This window comes from uncultured Eudoraea sp. (genome assembly GCF_947258525.1).
Classification (GTDB): Bacteria; Bacteroidota; Bacteroidia; order Flavobacteriales; family Flavobacteriaceae; genus Eudoraea.
The window spans coordinates 43,100-59,490 of record NZ_CAMYIP010000192.1 but is presented as its reverse complement, the minus strand read 5'-3'; the positions used below and the strand labels follow the sequence as shown (position 1 = coordinate 59,490).

General features: G+C 38.0%; 18 protein-coding genes. 12 read left to right on the top strand and 6 right to left on the bottom strand.

Annotation, left to right across the window (positions count from 1 at the left end):
* Positions 1-31: 31 nt before the first annotated feature.
* The 4 genes from Q0X89_RS14525 to hutH are packed head-to-tail and all read right to left on the bottom strand — an operon-like array spanning position 32 to position 5,471.
* On the bottom strand, positions 32-583 hold the full coding sequence (locus Q0X89_RS14525; RefSeq protein WP_297695435.1) for a DUF4136 domain-containing protein: 552 nt from the start codon (positions 581-583) through the stop codon (positions 32-34).
* A gap of 20 nt (positions 584-603) precedes the next feature.
* A complete protein-coding gene (locus Q0X89_RS14520) occupies positions 604-2,619 on the bottom strand; it encodes a urocanate hydratase (RefSeq protein ID WP_297695434.1) in 2,016 nt (671 codons plus the stop codon).
* Between the two features lie 12 nt (positions 2,620-2,631).
* A complete protein-coding gene (hutI, locus tag Q0X89_RS14515; protein ID WP_297695432.1) occupies positions 2,632-3,885 on the bottom strand; it encodes an imidazolonepropionase in 1,254 nt (417 codons plus the stop codon).
* A 5-nt stretch (positions 3,886-3,890) separates the two neighbouring features.
* Entirely contained in the window at positions 3,891-5,471 is a 1,581-nt protein-coding gene (hutH, locus tag Q0X89_RS14510) for a histidine ammonia-lyase (RefSeq protein ID WP_297695437.1), read from the bottom strand.
* A 128-nt stretch (positions 5,472-5,599) separates the two neighbouring features.
* Here hutH and Q0X89_RS14505 point away from each other — a divergent pair, with 128 nt between their 5' ends.
* A complete protein-coding gene (locus Q0X89_RS14505) occupies positions 5,600-6,154 on the top strand; it encodes a nitroreductase (RefSeq protein WP_297695429.1) in 555 nt (184 codons plus the stop codon).
* On the opposite strand, the gene Q0X89_RS14500 is transcribed toward Q0X89_RS14505, so the two are convergent.
* Positions 6,151-6,672 carry a DUF456 domain-containing protein gene (locus Q0X89_RS14500; protein WP_297695427.1) on the bottom strand — a complete coding sequence of 174 codons (522 nt, stop codon included), beginning with the start codon at positions 6,670-6,672 and terminating at the stop codon, positions 6,151-6,153. The genes Q0X89_RS14505 and Q0X89_RS14500 overlap by 4 nt on opposite strands.
* Before the next feature lie 275 nt (positions 6,673-6,947).
* Here Q0X89_RS14500 and Q0X89_RS14495 point away from each other — a divergent pair, with 275 nt between their 5' ends.
* From Q0X89_RS14495 to Q0X89_RS14445, 11 genes are all read left to right on the top strand, one after another.
* Positions 6,948-7,274 carry a hypothetical protein gene (locus Q0X89_RS14495; protein ID WP_297695425.1) on the top strand — a complete coding sequence of 109 codons (327 nt, stop codon included), beginning with the start codon at positions 6,948-6,950 and terminating at the stop codon, positions 7,272-7,274.
* Between the two features lies 1 nt (position 7,275).
* Positions 7,276-7,806 carry a crossover junction endodeoxyribonuclease RuvC gene (gene ruvC, locus Q0X89_RS14490; protein ID WP_297695423.1) on the top strand — a complete coding sequence of 177 codons (531 nt, stop codon included), beginning with the start codon at positions 7,276-7,278 and terminating at the stop codon, positions 7,804-7,806.
* A 6-nt stretch (positions 7,807-7,812) separates the two neighbouring features.
* Complete coding sequence (locus tag Q0X89_RS14485; protein ID WP_297695421.1) at positions 7,813-8,502, top strand: DUF3667 domain-containing protein; 690 nt, start codon at positions 7,813-7,815, stop codon at positions 8,500-8,502.
* Positions 8,503-8,551: 49 nt separating this feature from the next.
* Positions 8,552-9,685 carry a radical SAM family heme chaperone HemW gene (gene hemW / locus Q0X89_RS14480; protein ID WP_297695419.1) on the top strand — a complete coding sequence of 378 codons (1,134 nt, stop codon included), beginning with the start codon at positions 8,552-8,554 and terminating at the stop codon, positions 9,683-9,685.
* Positions 9,686-9,704: 19 nt separating this feature from the next.
* Positions 9,705-10,457 carry a cyclase family protein gene (locus Q0X89_RS14475; RefSeq protein WP_297695417.1) on the top strand — a complete coding sequence of 251 codons (753 nt, stop codon included), beginning with the start codon at positions 9,705-9,707 and terminating at the stop codon, positions 10,455-10,457.
* Positions 10,454-10,813, top strand: coding sequence for a DUF4260 domain-containing protein (locus tag Q0X89_RS14470; RefSeq protein ID WP_297695415.1), 360 nt, complete (start codon positions 10,454-10,456; stop codon positions 10,811-10,813). The genes Q0X89_RS14475 and Q0X89_RS14470 overlap by 4 nt, the downstream gene beginning before the upstream one ends.
* Complete coding sequence (locus Q0X89_RS14465; protein WP_297695413.1) at positions 10,806-11,426, top strand: DUF4230 domain-containing protein; 621 nt, start codon at positions 10,806-10,808, stop codon at positions 11,424-11,426. Before Q0X89_RS14470 ends, Q0X89_RS14465 begins: the two co-directional genes overlap by 8 nt.
* A 25-nt stretch (positions 11,427-11,451) precedes the next feature.
* A complete protein-coding gene (locus Q0X89_RS14460; RefSeq protein ID WP_297695411.1) occupies positions 11,452-11,853 on the top strand; it encodes a Dabb family protein in 402 nt (133 codons plus the stop codon).
* A 71-nt stretch (positions 11,854-11,924) separates the two neighbouring features.
* A complete protein-coding gene (locus Q0X89_RS14455) occupies positions 11,925-12,284 on the top strand; it encodes an MmcQ/YjbR family DNA-binding protein (protein WP_297695409.1) in 360 nt (119 codons plus the stop codon).
* Between the two features lie 59 nt (positions 12,285-12,343).
* A complete protein-coding gene (locus Q0X89_RS14450; protein WP_297695407.1) occupies positions 12,344-14,116 on the top strand; it encodes a DNA mismatch repair protein MutS in 1,773 nt (590 codons plus the stop codon).
* Between the two features lie 3 nt (positions 14,117-14,119).
* Entirely contained in the window at positions 14,120-15,121 is a 1,002-nt protein-coding gene (locus Q0X89_RS14445) for a metal-dependent hydrolase (protein WP_297695405.1), read from the top strand.
* Between the two features lie 36 nt (positions 15,122-15,157).
* Here Q0X89_RS14445 and Q0X89_RS14440 read toward each other — a convergent pair whose 3' ends face one another.
* On the bottom strand, positions 15,158-16,258 hold the full coding sequence (locus Q0X89_RS14440) for a DUF4407 domain-containing protein (RefSeq protein ID WP_297695404.1): 1,101 nt from the start codon (positions 16,256-16,258) through the stop codon (positions 15,158-15,160).
* Positions 16,259-16,391: the final 133 nt, after the last annotated feature.

The following is a 16,391-nucleotide window of genomic DNA, read 5'->3' as shown; positions in this document are numbered from 1 at the left end:
ATAAACTTTTAAGGGTTTTTTCATTTTCTTTTTAATTCAATCCCGGCGGGAATTGTGCCAATATTTTATTAACGAATTCCTTGATTCGTTCTTCTTTACGCTCTGTGTTTTTTGTTAAATATCCAGTTCCCTGTCCTTGCCAAATGAGTTCTTTCTTTTTAGCATTTATTAAATCAATGTACAGGATGCCTTCAGTTCTGGAAGATACCATTGGCTGATTCCAGCCCCAGCCCCAACCAGGTCCAAAGCCTCCCCAGCCCCAGCCCCAGGCACCGGCTCCCCAATAATTATTGTATACATCTACACGTTGATTTGATTTTGTAAAGATGCTGACCAATAAATCCGGGCTTTCAGATTTAGTGTATCCTTTATCTAATAATTCAGCTTCAATAGCTCTGAGAATTCGGCGTTTATCGATATCGTTGATTTCTGCTTTATCAATGCCCGTTTTAAAGAAGGCAAAGGTCTTAAATTCATCAAAATTGGTATTTCTTTCATAATCTGATGCTACTCGCACCGAACTGCAAGAAGTAAGAGCAACAACTAAAAGCAAAACAGGTAAATTTTTTAATATTCTTTTCATAATCGTATTTTTTTTTATGGTTATAACGAGTCTAATAATTTGTCATCTACATTAATTGGTATAGTTACTTTTAGGTTAGGTTCGGTTTTCATGGCGCGCTTAATTGCATATGAAGCCTCTTCATTTCTGGCCCAGCTTCGTCTTGCAATTCCATTGTTGACATCCCAATACAGCATTGATTTTAAACGTCTTTCGGCTTCTTTAGTACCATCAAGAACCATACCAAATCCACCATTAATAACTTCTCCCCAACCTACGCCACCACCGTTATGAATGCTCACCCAAGTAGCTCCTCTAAAGCTATCGCCAATCACATTTTGGATGGCCATATCTGCAGTAAATTGAGACCCATCGTAAATATTACTTGTTTCCCTATATGGTGAATCGGTTCCTGATACATCATGATGGTCGCGACCCAAAACTACATAACCAATATCACCTTTTGCGATCGCATCATTAAATGCTTTTGCGATTTTTGTACGTCCTTCGGCATCTGCATATAAAATTCGGGCTTGTGACCCAACAACGAGTTTATTTTCCTTCGCACCTTTTATCCATTGTATGTTATCTGCCATTTGTTGTTGAATTTCCTTTGGAGAATTTTTTTTAATGTCTTCTAAAACTTGACAGGCTATGATATCAGTTTTTTCTAGGTCTTCAGGTTTTCCTGAAGTGCAAACCCAACGGAAAGGCCCAAATCCATAATCAAAACACATGGGTCCCATTATATCCTGAACATAACTTGGATATTTGAAATCAATTCCATTTTCGGCCATTATATCTGCACCAGCTCTTGAGGCTTCCAGTAAAAAAGCATTGCCATAGTCAAAGAAATAAGTTCCTTTAGCTGCATGTTTATTAATGGCATTCACTTGTCGCCTTAGTGATTCCTGAACCTTTTCCTTAAATAGTTCCGGATTTTCGGCCATCATGACGTTTGCTTCCTCAAAGGTTAGTCCCACAGGATAATATCCTCCCGCCCATGGATTGTGTAAAGAGGTTTGATCAGATCCAAGGTGAACGAACAGCTCTTCTTCATAAAACCGTTCCCAGACATCTACGACATTGCCCACAAAAGCAAGGGATAATATTTCATTTTTATCTATGGCCTCTTTGGTCCTGGCAATCAGCGTATCAAAGTTTCTATGGAGCTCATCTACCCAACCCTGTTCAAATCTTTTCCTTGCAGCTACCTCATTTACTTCAGCGCAAACTGTAATACAACCGGCAATATTTCCGGCTTTTGGCTGTGCTCCACTCATCCCACCCAAGCCCGCAGTGAGAAATATTTTACCCTTTGGGGATTCAGTTTTTGGCAATACTTTTCTAAATGCATTCATTACTGTAATCGCGGTACCATGCACAATACCCTGTGGGCCAATATACATATAAGACCCGGCAGTCATTTGCCCGTATTGAGTAACGCCAAGAGCATTGAATTTTTCCCAATCGTCCTGAGAGGAATAGTTGGGAATCATCATTCCGTTGGTTATTACTACTCTGGGAGCGTCCGTTGAAGAAGGAAACAAGCCCATCGGGTGCCCTGAATACATATGAAGGGTTTGTTCTGCCGTCATGGTAGCCAGATACTTCATGGCAAGAAGATATTGCGCCCAATTCTGAAAGACCGCACCATTACCTCCATAGGTTATTAATTCTTCGGGATGTTGTGCTACCTCAGGGTCCAGATTATTTTGTATCATAAGCATTATCGCTGCACCCTCAATAGTCTTGGCAGGATATTCCGAAATGGGCCGGGCCTGCATTTTGTATGTGGGTTTAAATCGATACATATAAATTCGACCATATTTTTCCAATTCCGCAGCAAATTCTTTCGAAAGCTCAGTGTGCCAGGCCTCAGGAAAATAACGAAGTGCATTTCTTATTGCCAGTTTTTTTTCTTCACGGTTTAGTATTTCCTTTCTCTTTGGTGCATGATTTAATTTGGAGATACGTGACTTGGCTGCGGGTAATTCCTTAGGAATTCCCATCAGGATCTCATCGCGAAAACTCAATTGTATCTTGGAATTATGCATCTTCTCTAAGGGTTATTTATGTTTGTCGTAAATTAATTTCCCTTTTTTAAATACCATACATGGCTTAAATGACCCCTGGTTATAGAGCACTTCATTAAAATCGGCAGTATGAAATAAACTAAAATCGGCAAGATAACCCTGTTTCAATTTCCCACGGTCATCTAGGTTTAGGGCCGCAGCAGCTCTGCACGTGATTCCGGCTAATACTTCCGCATTCGTTAATTTTTGCATAGTCCCTAATATGGCAGACTGGGTAAGAAGGTCTCCCATAGGGGCAGAACCCGGATTATGATCACTGGCAATTGCCAGGGCACCACCCGCATCCAGTATTTTCCTGGCTGGTGTAAAATCGCAACCAAGGCCTAATGAGGCCCCCGGCAAGGCTGTTGCTATTACTTTGCTTTTGGCCAGTAATTTTATTTCATGAGATGTACTTGCCTCTAAATGATCTGCGCTAACAGCATTAAATTTAACAGCAACCTCACTTCCTCCTACAGAAAACTGATCTGCGTGGATGGTAATGTCAAAACCCATTTCAACAGCTTTTGACAGGTATGGGGTGATTTCTACTTCATTAAATGCCCCTTTCTCAATAAAAGCATCAACCCTGTTTGTCAATTTGTCTTTTTTCAATATAGGAAACAATTGCTCACTTATTTCTGAAAGATACTCTGATGAATTACCCTTAAAATCTCTGGGGAACATATGTGCGGCTAAACAAGTTGAAATAAGATCCAAAGGGTATTGATCATCAGCCTCTTTAATTGCTTTTAGCATTTTTAATTCTTCTTCTACAGAAAGGCCGTAGCCACTTTTTACTTCAATGGTGGTTACACCGTTTTTGAGATGCTGTTTGGCCCTTTTAAGTATTCCCCTGACCAATTCTTTTTGTGTAGCTTTTCTGGTCTGCTGTACGGTGTCCCAGATGCCGCCCCCTTCATCTGCTATTTCCAAATACGTTTTCCCGGCATTCCTCATGGCGTAATCCCTTGCCCGTGATCCGCCAAAACAAATATGCGTATGAGAATCTATAAACCCGGGAAGGCAACTATGATTTCCCTCTAACTGAATTAATTGCACATCCAGGTCTTTTACTTCAGATGCAAGATTTTTATAGTTATCTATAGATTTAATCAGGCCATCAGAGCAAAGAATTCCTGCATTTTCAATAACCAGAAGCTGACTATCTGAAACAGGCCCCTTTATGGGTATTCCCGTCATTGGGATTACCTGGCTTAAGGGACCAATAAGTGTTAATTCATTCATAGTCATTAATAGTTTTCAAATTCTTCTGAATAAGTTGTTTTCAAAGTAAGATCTTCTCTTTTACAAACCGAATTAATACGTTGTATGATGGTTCGGTTCTTTACTAATTCTATACCTTGCTCTATATCATCTGCAAAAACCCGGTCTTTTTCGGCAAAGGCAACTTTTTTGCGAACCTCTTTATGAACTTCATCAAGTAATATTCCCGATTTCAATGGTTTTCTAAATTCAAAAGCCTGGGTTGCTGTCAGCAGTTCAATGGCCAATATTTTTTCAAGATTCCCAAGAACACGCAACGCTTTTCTGGCTCCAACAGAACCCATACTTACATGATCTTCCTGACCCATGGAAGTAGGGATGCTATCTGCGCTCGAAGGAAAACAAAGCCCTTTATTTTCACTGGCCAAAGCAGCGGTGGTGTATTGCAGAATCATGTACCCTGAATTAATGCCTGTATCATTCATAAGCAATTTTGGAACTCCGGGACTATTGCCCTCCAGCGCCAGATAAATCCGCCTATCTGATATATTGCCAAGTTCCGAAGCTGCCAGACATGCATAATCCAGGGCCATGGCCAATGGCTGCCCGTGAAAATTTCCCCCGCTTATAGTCAATTCTTCATTTATGATAATGGGATTATCTGTTACAGCGTTTAATTCTATCTGGACTAATTCTTTGAGGTGTAGCCAGGAATTTCTGGAAGCACCATGAACCTGTGGAATACAGCGCAAAGAATAAGGATCCTGTACACGTTCACAATCAATATGATTTTCCATAATCTCAGACCCTTTCAGGAGTAGCTTTACCCGTTCCGCCACATGGATATTGCCCTTAAAAGGACGTAAACTATGCAGTTCAGAATAAAATGGTTTTATGGAGCCTTGTAAACCCTCAATCATCATAGCTCCAATAATATCTGCATGAGTCAGGCAATTGTGAAATTTGTCCAACACTTTTATGGCATGCGCCGTTATAAACTGAGTGCCATTTATAAGCGCCAATCCTTCTTTTGGCCCGAGCTCCAGTGGCTTAAGGCCGGTTAATTTGAATAATTCTTCGGTCTCAATAACAGTATCTTCATAAAACACTTTGCCAAAACCAATAAGAGGTAAAAACAGATGTGCAAGTGGTGCCAGGTCACCTGATGCGCCTACAGAACCCTGCGATGGTACTATTGGAATGACGTTATTTTCTATATGCCAGAGAATGCGGTCTAAAGTTTTCTCTGCTATGCCCGAATACCCCTTGGCAAGAGAGTGAATCTTTAAAATGAGCATCAGTTTGGCAATTTCATTTTTAATAGGCTCACCAACACCAACGCTATGGCTTTTAAGGATGTTTGTCTGTAAAATTCTGGTTTCTTCTTTAGAAATATTTGTGGTACACAAGGGCCCGAAACCCGTATTTATGCCATAAACAGCTTCTCCTTTTTCAACGATTTTTTCAACCACCAGCTTACTGGCGCGAACCCGTTTTCGGGCAGTATTTGACAACTGGCCTTGAATTGTTCCGCTTGCAATTTCCAAGGCAATGCTGCCACTAAGTTCTTCTTCGCCATACAAAAAGGTAGGAGTTGATGAAACCATTAAATCGAATTTTTTAGTACTATAAATGTATTCATTAAGTTTCAGATATATGGGATTTTCACTCCACTTTAATTTGAATATTATTTCCCAATAAGAAGTTCTAACTTTGGCCAACTAAAATATTTTGTATGGTATTTGAACTCATCAAAAAGAGGCGGTCTGTGTTCCCTGCACAATACACCAACCAGCCAATAAATAGGTCGGAAATTGAAAAGATACTGGAGTCGGCCAATTGGGCACCAACCCATAAGAAAACAGAACCCTGGCGGTTTAAAGTCTTTTTGCAGGATTCAAAAGAGGAATTAGGGCGGTTTCTTTCAAAAAAGTATGAGGAAACAGAAAAGAAACCAAAAGCCTTTAAAGTAAAAAAACTTCTCGATAACCCAAGCAGGTCGGCAGCGGTTATAGCAATATGTATGCAAAGAGACCCGGGTGAAAGTCTTCCTGAATGGGAAGAAATTGCTGCCACTTCAATGGCTGTTCAGAATATGTGGTTATGTTGCACGGAAATGGGAATTGGTTGTTATTGGAGTTCTCCGGGCCTAATAAAATATATGGGTGAATTTATTGAACTGGGTAAAGGTGAACAATGCCTTGGGTTTTTATATATGGGCCGTTATAACGAAGAAATTTCTGCTGGTGAAAGAAGACCTATTCAGGATAAAGTAGTTTGGTTCAATTAAGAGCTAAAAAAAAACGGGAATAATTCCTGCCTGTATTCCCATGTTTCGGCCATAAAGAGACCAAAATAAATTATAGTTACCACAAATTTAAGGAAGGTACCTGTAAGAAAACCAACAAACGATCCGAATGCTGCCTTAAGAGCCTTTTTATTATCAGCTTTGTTAATAAGTTCTCCCACTAATGCGCCAATAAACGGCCAGATTATTATCCCAAAAATACCCAGGATTGGAAACAAAATGGCTATAAGTAGCCCTATAACGGTTCCTGCCATTCCGGCTTTGCTTCCACCAAACTTCCTGGTGCCTATTGCGGGGATTAAGTAATCTAAGGCAAATACCACTGCCGCAACGAAAAAAGTGATCCCCAAAAACCACCAATCATTAGGGACAGCCTTTGTAAGGTACAATAGTAACAGGCCTATCCAGCTTATAGGAGGGCCGGGCAATACAGGCAAAAAACTACCTAGTATGCCCATGAACATAAAGATTAATCCCAAAATGAGTAAGGCAATATCCATAAAAACCATTTGTAATTGGACGAAGATAACACCTATTTGTTACACGTCTTTTTAGGGAACAAGGAAATCCTAAATTTCTGAGACCTATTTGGCCGAAAAAGTCGTAATTTTCCGCAAGAATACCTATTAAATGAGGAAGTTGCTAATTTTGACTTGTCTATGCTTGCTGTCCTCCTGCGATTTGTTTACTTCTTCAGAAGTGAGAACACAACAATTGGTGGAAAGAGAATTACAGGCAATCAATTGGAATGATGTTGATCAATTCCCACTTTTTGATGATTTCTAAATCTTCACAAAAAGAGTGCTTTGAAAATACGTTGCTTTTGCATTTTTCAATGACCCTTGGGGAATTTGAATTTATATTAGACAAAGATGTTGAGGAGGCGGTATATGTAGATTTTCTTGTAGATAAGGAAGGGAAAATTAGTGTTTTAAATATTGATAAAAACAGAATTATTCAGGAACAGATTCCTGAATTTGATGGAATTATCAGCAGAAGTCTTAAAAGCTTGCCCCCAATAGGGCCTGCTTTAAAAAGGGGAATACCGGTAAATGCTAAGTTCAGGATCCCAATTGTTTTAAACTCAGAGGAAACCAAATAAATTGCAAAACGAAAAAATTATATTGGGTATTGATCCCGGAACTTCCATCATGGGATTCGGTATTATAAAAGTGACCGGGAAGAAGATGACATTTGTTCAAATGAATGAATTATTGCTCAAAAAATACAAAGACCCTTTTACCAAACTCAAGCTTATTTTTGAGCGAACCATTGAACTGATTGATACCTACCATCCCGATGAAATTGCCATTGAAGCTCCCTTTTATGGGAAAAATGTTCAATCTATGTTAAAACTGGGAAGGGCACAGGGAGTAGCCATGGCTGCCGGACTCTCCAGGCAAATTCCAATAACAGAATATTTGCCTAAAAAAATAAAAATGGCCATTACAGGAAATGGCAATGCGAGTAAAGAACAGGTAGCTAAAATGCTTCAAAGTACACTTGGTCTGGACAGCACAGATGGTCTGGCGGCAGCAGTTTGCCATTTCTATAATGAAGGAAAGGTGGATATAGGTAAAAGTTATACCGGATGGTCTGCATTTGTTAAGCAAAATGAAGATCGATTAAAATAAACAGGATTGACTTCTGAATCAAAATATTGCAGAAATTGTGGAGCCCAGGTTACAAATAAATATTGTGAAAATTGTGGACAACGCACTTCTGTATATAAAGTTAGCTTTAAAGAGACTATCAACGATTTTATTGATGCTGCTTTCTCATTAAATGCACCGCTTTTTATCACATTAAAACAGCTTGTCGTAAATCCGGGCATTGTATTAAGAGAGTATCTTGAGGGTAAACGGAAGAAATATTATAAGCCAGTTGCCTTTTTTATACTTACCACAGTAGCATATCTGGTTATTCGTTCAGCTATTGGTTTTGATCCTTTTACAGATACCGTAGTTCAAGTTGAAAACACCCAGAATAACCAGCTTTTAACAAAGGCAAGAGATTTTATGTTGTTCAACATTAATAAACTGCTCTTTATTTTTGTGTTCACATTGGCGCTGTTTTCGAAATTATTCTTCTCTAAGAGATATACCCTCGCAGAGTATTTGGCAATTTCTTTTTATTTGACCGGGATATATACTTTGTTTACTACCCTCAATTTATTTTTGGTGGTTTGGGTGAGTAAAGAAATGCAGCTTCTGGGAATATTTGTTATGTTAGTTTATTTTATATATGCGATGACCTCCTTTATAAAAACAAATAAAATCGTGATTATTATAAAGTCTCTGATTGTATTCTTTCCTATATCGCCTATGTAATTTTTGGCTTTGGTTTGTCTTACCTTATTGTTCTATTTCAAAATAGCTAATGGCAGGTATCTACATTCATATTCCATTTTGCAAACAGGCCTGCTATTATTGTGATTTTCATTTTTCAACCAGCCTGGCCAAAAAAGATGTCATGATACGGGCTCTAAAGCAGGAGTTGCATTTGAGAAAAGAGGAATTTAAAAATGAGAAAATTGAAACTATCTATTTTGGTGGGGGAACGCCATCTGTCCTACAAACAAATGAAATTGAGCACTTAGTTGAAGCAGTTTACAGGAACTACAAGTTGGTTAAAACTCCGGAAATTACCTTAGAAGCCAATCCGGACGACTTGTCGGTAAACAAAATTAATGAACTCAACGATTCGGCAATTAACAGATTAAGTATTGGCATACAGTCTTTTTTTGATCAGGACTTAAAATTGATGAATAGGGCGCACACTGCTGAAGATGCACATAGTTGTATTAGCGAAGCCAGGAAACATTTCGACAATATTTCAATTGACCTAATCTACGGTATACCGGGGTTGACGAATACTCGCTGGGATGAGAATATTGCCAAAGCACTATCTTATAACTTGCCACATATCTCGAGTTATGCACTAACCGTGGAACCTAAAACGGCATTGAAGGCCTTTATTGAAAAAGGTATAATTCCGGATGTTGATGATGAACTAGCACAAGAACAGTTTTATATGCTGCTCAACAAATTGGAAACTGAAGGTTTTGTGAATTATGAAATTTCCAATTTTGGAAAAGAGGGTTATTTTTCAATGAACAACACCTCATACTGGCAGGGGAAAAAGTATATGGGTATAGGACCCTCCGCACATTCCTATGACGGCAAGAAAAGGGGATGGAATATCAGGAATAATTCAAAATATATAAAGTCAATTAATCAGGAAATCCTTCCATTGGAAGAAGAAACACTAACTATTACAGACAGGTATAACGAATATGTCATGACTGGCCTTCGAACGATTTGGGGGATCTCTATGATGAAAATACAAACAGAATTCGGAAACTCGTATTATGAATACCTTTTGGCGCAATCAGATAAATATATTAAAGAGGGATTGCTCTATACCGATGGGGATATACTGTGTGTTACCAAAAAAGGAAAGTTTTTGTGCGACGGTATCGCAAGTGATTTATTTATGATTAAATTGGGCTAAGATTCTTACCATAAGATTTATGCTGGCACATATAAAACACGAGAGCGGGGACTATCAGATAGACCTTTCAAAACCTTTGGATATTTCAATTTCTTTGAAAGGAAATGAATCCAACGTTAGGGCATGGAACCTGGATGTACCAGTAATAGCTCCGCACATAGAGGAAGGATTTATTGGGAAAGTATCAGAAGGCGCATCAGTCAATTTTAACGACATCAGTTTTAATCCTCATGCACATGTGACTCATACGGAATGCCTGGGACATATCACAGAAGAAAGCTATTCCATAAATAAACAGCTTACTAACTACTTTTTCCTGGCCGAGCTTGTAACTATTGCACCGGAAAAGTATCAGAATGATTTTGTAGTCTCCAAAAAGCAAATTCAATATGTAATTGGAAATAATAAATGTGAAGCCCTTGTCATTCGAACCTTACCTAATCTAAAAGAAAAATTATCCAGGAAATATTCGGATACAAATCCACCTTATCTATTAGAAGAAACGGCTCAATATTTAGCAGATAAAGGGATAAATCATTTGCTGATAGACCTCCCCTCCGTTGATAAAGAAAAGGACAATGGTGCACTTCTGGCCCACAATGCTTTCTGGCAATTGGAAGGCAAGAAACGAACATTGGCCACAATCACAGAATTTATTTTTGTAGAGAATACTATTGAAGACGGAAGCTATATTTTGAATTTACAACTGGCTCCTATTGAAAATGATGCCAGCCCAAGCAGGCCGATTTTGTATAAAGTGTTAGAATCATGAAAACCCAGATAAAATTAGAGGAATTAGCCATGTTTATAGTGGGCTACTATCTGTTTACATTACTACCTTTTTCCTGGTGGTGGTTTTTTGTGTTACTTCTGGCACCGGATATTGGAATGCTGGGATATATTTTTGGAAACAAAGCTGGGGCGATTAGTTATAATATCTTTCATCATAAAGGACTGGCTATAGCTATTTATCTGTTGGGAGTATATTTTTCTTTTTCTTTGTTAGTAGGAATTGGGATAATTTTATTTTCTCATTCTTCTCTGGACCGAGCTTTGGGATATGGATTAAAATATGAGAAAGGATTTAAGTATACGCATTTAGGTGAATTAAGCGAGAACAATGGATAGCATTTTAGAACTTTTTTTAGGATTGGTATTAGGAGCTATCCTTATGTATTGGATGTATTCATTATTTCGAATAAAGAGGAGAAAAGAGCTTACAGAACATCAATCTATTATAATCTTAGAAAAAATTAAAAGTGTTTGTAAATTAATATCAGTCGAAGGAGATTTTGCTGAGATTTATAGGTATGAGAATAAGAGGGAACACTTTATGAGCCTGCTAAGTAGTAAGAAGAAGGCTTTGATTGTAATAAATGCAAAGGCTCAGATAGGGTATGATCTCAAAAAAGTGCTTATGCATGCCGACACAGATAAAAAAAAGATAATTCTTTCTAACTTCCCCCAACCGGAAGTTCTTTCAATAGAACCCGAACTTGAATTTTACGATATTAAAAATGGACTTTTTAATACATTTACCCCGAGCGATTTAACATCATTAAATCAGGAAGCAAAAAAACATGTCATGGAGAAAATTCCAGCAAGCGGACTAATGGATACAGCTCGTAAAGAAGCTTTGGAAGCAGTTTTGTTGATCGAGAAAATCGTAGAAACTATAGGCTGGAAATTAGATTACTCAGCTTTGGAATTAAGTGAACATAACAAACCTTTTATCAAATAATAATTTTAATATAAATCACCTTAAAATGAAAAAGACAGTTTGTATTTTAACCCTTTTATTTATTACTATAACAGCATATAGTCAACAAGATAAGACAATGAGAAGTTTAGATTCACATTTTGTACACACCGTATATTTTTGGCTTAACAATCCGGATAGTGAGGAAGACCAGAAGCAATTTGAAAAGGCAATGAAGAAATTCATGAAGAAGTCGAATCATGCAAATACTCACTATGTGGGTAAACCACCAAAGGCTACGCGCGATGTAGTGGACGATTCATTTACCTACGCTTTGATTGTTAGCTTTAAGTCTGCTAAACAACAGGAAAAATACCAAAATGAAAAAGCACATCTGGCATTTATTGAAGAGGCAGGAAGCCTCTGGAATAAGGTAATTGTATATGATTCACAGGGAATCAAACTATGACCTTTCCAAGTAAATCCTAAGTTTATTTCACTGGGTATTTCAGTTAAGGTTTGCATTAAGGGCTTTTTGAAATGAATATCGAAGAATTCAGAGAACTTTGTATAACAAAAAAAGGAGTTACGGAAGAATTCCCTTTTGATGCAGATACTTTGGTCTTTAAGGTGATGGGTAAAATTTTTACCATTGCACCGCTGGAACGAATTCCAACACAGGTAAATTTAAAATGTGACCCCGAAAGGGCCATAGAGTTGCGGGAAGCCTATGATGGGATTATTATCCCGGGCTATCATATGAGCAAAGTACATTGGAACACGTTATTTCTGGAACAATTACCTGAAAACCTCATATCAGAACTAGTCAATCATTCCTATGATCTGGTAGTTTCTAAACTAACAAAAAAGCAAAAAGCCGCGCTTGAAGGTATTATTTAACCTTTAAACCCTTTAAGAATGCCATATCTTTACCACTTAAATTTATAGAGCAAGATTATATGCTTAACCCCGCTAAATTCTACTCAGAAAGGCTAGACAGATTGCGCACGCTGCTTGTTCAGGTGAACAGGCAATTAAAGGTATCGGGCATGCTTAGGTTAACAGTTTTTGCCCTTGCGATTTTGGGCATATACCTGTTTTATGACAACTCCAATTACATTCTTATAATTATACTGGTTGCATCAATAGTATTTCTTTTTTTGGTCTCAAGGCATACAGACCTGAATTACCAAAAAAGTAAGTTGCTGGCCTTGATCTCTATAAATGAGACCGAGTTGCAGGTCTTAGACCGAAAATTTTATCATCTACCTGATGGAAATGAATTTATAGACAATGCACATTTTTATAGTCAGGATATAGATCTTTTCGGAAAGGGTTCTTTTTACCAATATTCCAATCGCACGGCATTAGAGGAAGGCAGTAGAGCATTGGCTAAGCTGCTAACGGAAAACAATATCGAAAATGTTTTAGAGAAGCAGGATGCAATTAAAGAACTGGGATCAGTAGCAGAGTGGAGACAGGAATTTTCGGCGGTTGCCAGACTTATTAAAACGGAAATTTCGTCGGTGAATTTAATAAGTTGGTTAAAAACATATCGGCCATTCCTTCCTAAAATGATGAAAATATTACCTAATATTTTTTCACTCTTCTCCTTGGGAGCTATAGGCCTTTATTACTTTAACTATATCTCCGGTTGGGGATTATTGTTTTGGTTTTTTCTTGGCCTGGGTATCACAGCTAAGTATTTAAGTAAGGTTAATGTCCTTTCTCAGAATACTTCGAATGCTCAGAGCAGTTTTCGACAGTATCAAAAATTGATTTTGCTTCTTGAGGATAAGGATTTTCAAGCCCGTATATTGAAAAATGAAAAAGAGAACATATTGGAAAAAGGGGTAAGGGTTTCCCAGGTTCTGAAAGAATTTTCAGGGATGCTGAATGCCTTCGAACAAAGAAATAATATGCTTTTTGGAGTCCTGGCAAATGGATTTCTGTTGTGGGACCTGAGATATGCCTGTAACATAGAAAAATGGATTGGTATACATGGTAAGAATGTAGAACGCTGGCTTAATGCCATTGCCACTTTTGATGCATGCAATAGCTTGGGGAATTTTGCTTTTAATCACCCTGATTATACTTATCCTGAAATAACAAAAAATGACCTTATTATCGAGGCTGAGAATATTTCACATCCAATGCTGGACCCGGCAGAGGGTGTAACAAATAATTTTAAAATTTGCAGGGAAGAATTCTTTGTAATTACAGGAGCCAATATGGCGGGCAAGAGTACATTCCTGCGTACCATCTCCCTCCAGATTATAATGGGCAATATTGGTTTGCCGGTATGTGCAACTGCAGTAAAATTTCAGCCAATAAAACTTATTACCAGTATGCGTACTGTAGATTCTTTAACGGCACATGAATCTTACTTTTTTTCTGAACTCAAACGCTTAAAGTTTATTATTGATAGTATCAGGGATGATGAATATTTTATTGTGTTGGATGAAATCCTAAAAGGAACCAACAGCACCGACAAGGCAATTGGCTCCAAGAAGTTTATTGAGAAATTAGTTGGTTCAGATTCAACCGGACTTATAGCCACTCATGATTTAAGTCTTTGTGAAGTTGCTGATAGTCTGAAAAAGGTAGAAAACTATTATTTTGATGCCGAAATTATAAAGGATGAATTGAATTTTGATTACAAATTTAAAAAAGGGATCTGTCAGAATATGAATGCTTCATTTTTGCTGAAGAAAATGAATATAGTTGAATAATATATGGATTCATTAACGCAAATAGTTTTAGGGGCTTCCGTAGGAGAAGTGGTGCTCGGCAAAAAGGTGGGTAATAAAGCCATACTTTATGGGGCAATAGCCGGTACTATCCCGGATCTTGATGTTTTGAGTCGTTATTTGGTAGATACTGTTACGGCCACAGAATGGCACAGGGGTTTTAGCCATTCTATTTTATTTAGCCTTCTTTTTGCGCCTGTTTTCGGCTGGATGATTTCTAAAATCGAGAAAAATTCTGGAGTTAGCTGGCAGGAATGGTCCAAACTTATGTTCTGGGGTTTATTTACCCATCCTATTTTGGATTCCTTTACAACCTGGGGCACCCAACTTTTTTGGCCTTTTGATCTTCGTCTGGCCTTTCAGAATATTTTTGTTATAGATCCATTGTATACTTTTCCATTTCTGTTTTTTCTCATTTTAAGCATGAGAATGCACAGACTGTCCCCGGCCAGAAGAAAGTATAATAGAATAGGTCTTATTGTGAGTAGTGGTTATCTGGCAGTAACATTATTACTAAAGGCTGTAACCTATATACAGTTTACCAATAATTTGGAGGAGCAGGGCATTGCTTTTGAACAGATAGAGACCCGGCCTACACCTTTTAATTCAATACTCTGGACCGCTAATATAGATGCCGGTAACGAATATTTAATAGGAGAATATTCCTTATTCGATACCAAGCCAATTGTATTCAGGGCATATCCTAAAAATCACCGATTATTGGGAGAACTCGCCGGTGAAGATAAAATTCATCGCCTTATAAAAATAGCAGAAGGCTGGTATACCATTTCGCGTAAGGAGCAAGCCTTACTTTTTAATGACCTTCGTTTTGGCTTGATAAGCCTTAATCCTATTGATCCCAAATTTGCTTTTAGCTACAAGCTTCTTAAAATAAACAATGAGGTCATCGTTGAAGAAACTCCTAAATTCAAAGAGGACGCGCAAAACGTTCTAATAGAATTGTGGGCAAGGATCTGGGGCAACTAGTCTCAGATTCCTCATATTTTTTAGTACACAATAATCCTATAAACTTTTTATCTGAAGATCGTGAAAAGTATCTGCCTGTAGTCGAAGCAATTCTTCTGCTCTCTGTTTTTTGTAGGCATAAACCGCTTCTTCTTCTGCAATTTCACCATATATTTTCTCATTCAGTGAAGTGTCTGTAGACAGGATTTGTTGACGTTGTTGCACCTTTTGCATAACCCAGGTCTCTACGGCACTTTCCTCATCTTCTAATTTAAGGTCATAGGGCCCTTTTGGAGCGAGTAGTTTTACAATTATCGGTGAGGTTTCTATGGCAAGAAAAAGCAGGAAAATGAAAAAAGATGGGAACCAAGGTAATTCTCCCAGCGCATTTATACGGGCCATAAGGCCGTCAAATCCGTCAATGATGGGTTGAGAATCATTAATTGCCTGAGAATATTCCGTATTTAAAGCTGCAATCTGAGATTCTTTATCTGCAATCTTTATTGCATTGGCTTCCTTTAATTGTCTTAATTCCAACAAGGTGGCATCGTGTTTTTCCCGTTTTTCTTTGTACACCGGCCCTTTGCCCAAAAGCATTGTACCCGCTCTGCCTTCTGCCTCTGAAATATAGGTGTCGTACAACGCATTGGTCTCGGCCTCCTTAATATCTATTTCATTCTTAAGTGAAGCAATATCTTCATTAAGGGTCTCAACCACCGGGGTGTATTGCTGGGCTATTTGCGCTTTGTTTGCAAGGGTGAGTTCGTTTTTTTGTTCCAATAAAACCTGGTTGATTTCCTTTTCGAAAATTTTCATTTCCAAAGGTTTGGAGATTACTACGGCAATAATGACTGCCAAAATTATCCTTGGAGTTGCCTGTAGAAATTCACTTTTAAAACTGTCTCTTTTTTTAATAGTAGAGACTATGAACCGATCCAGGTTAAAAATCAAAAGGCCCCAAACAAGGCCAAAAAAGATAGCGGTATAAACGTTATCAAATACCGTAAAAAGGGCATAAGAAGCAGCAATAAAGGCCATTACGGCTGTAAAAAAAACAGTGGCTCCAATGCCTGCGTATTTGTTTTGTTCTCCTGAAGAACAGGATTCAAGAATGCCTGTGTCCGCTCCGGAACAGAGGATAAAAAAGCGTCGTATCATAATAGTGTTCGTTTTTGATTCTACTGGTTAGAACGCAATTTGTTATTATTTGTTACACTTTAATGAAATAATAACAGCCAATCAAGAGGGTTTTATGATATATAGGAAATTTCCTTTGACACTTTTGAACAAA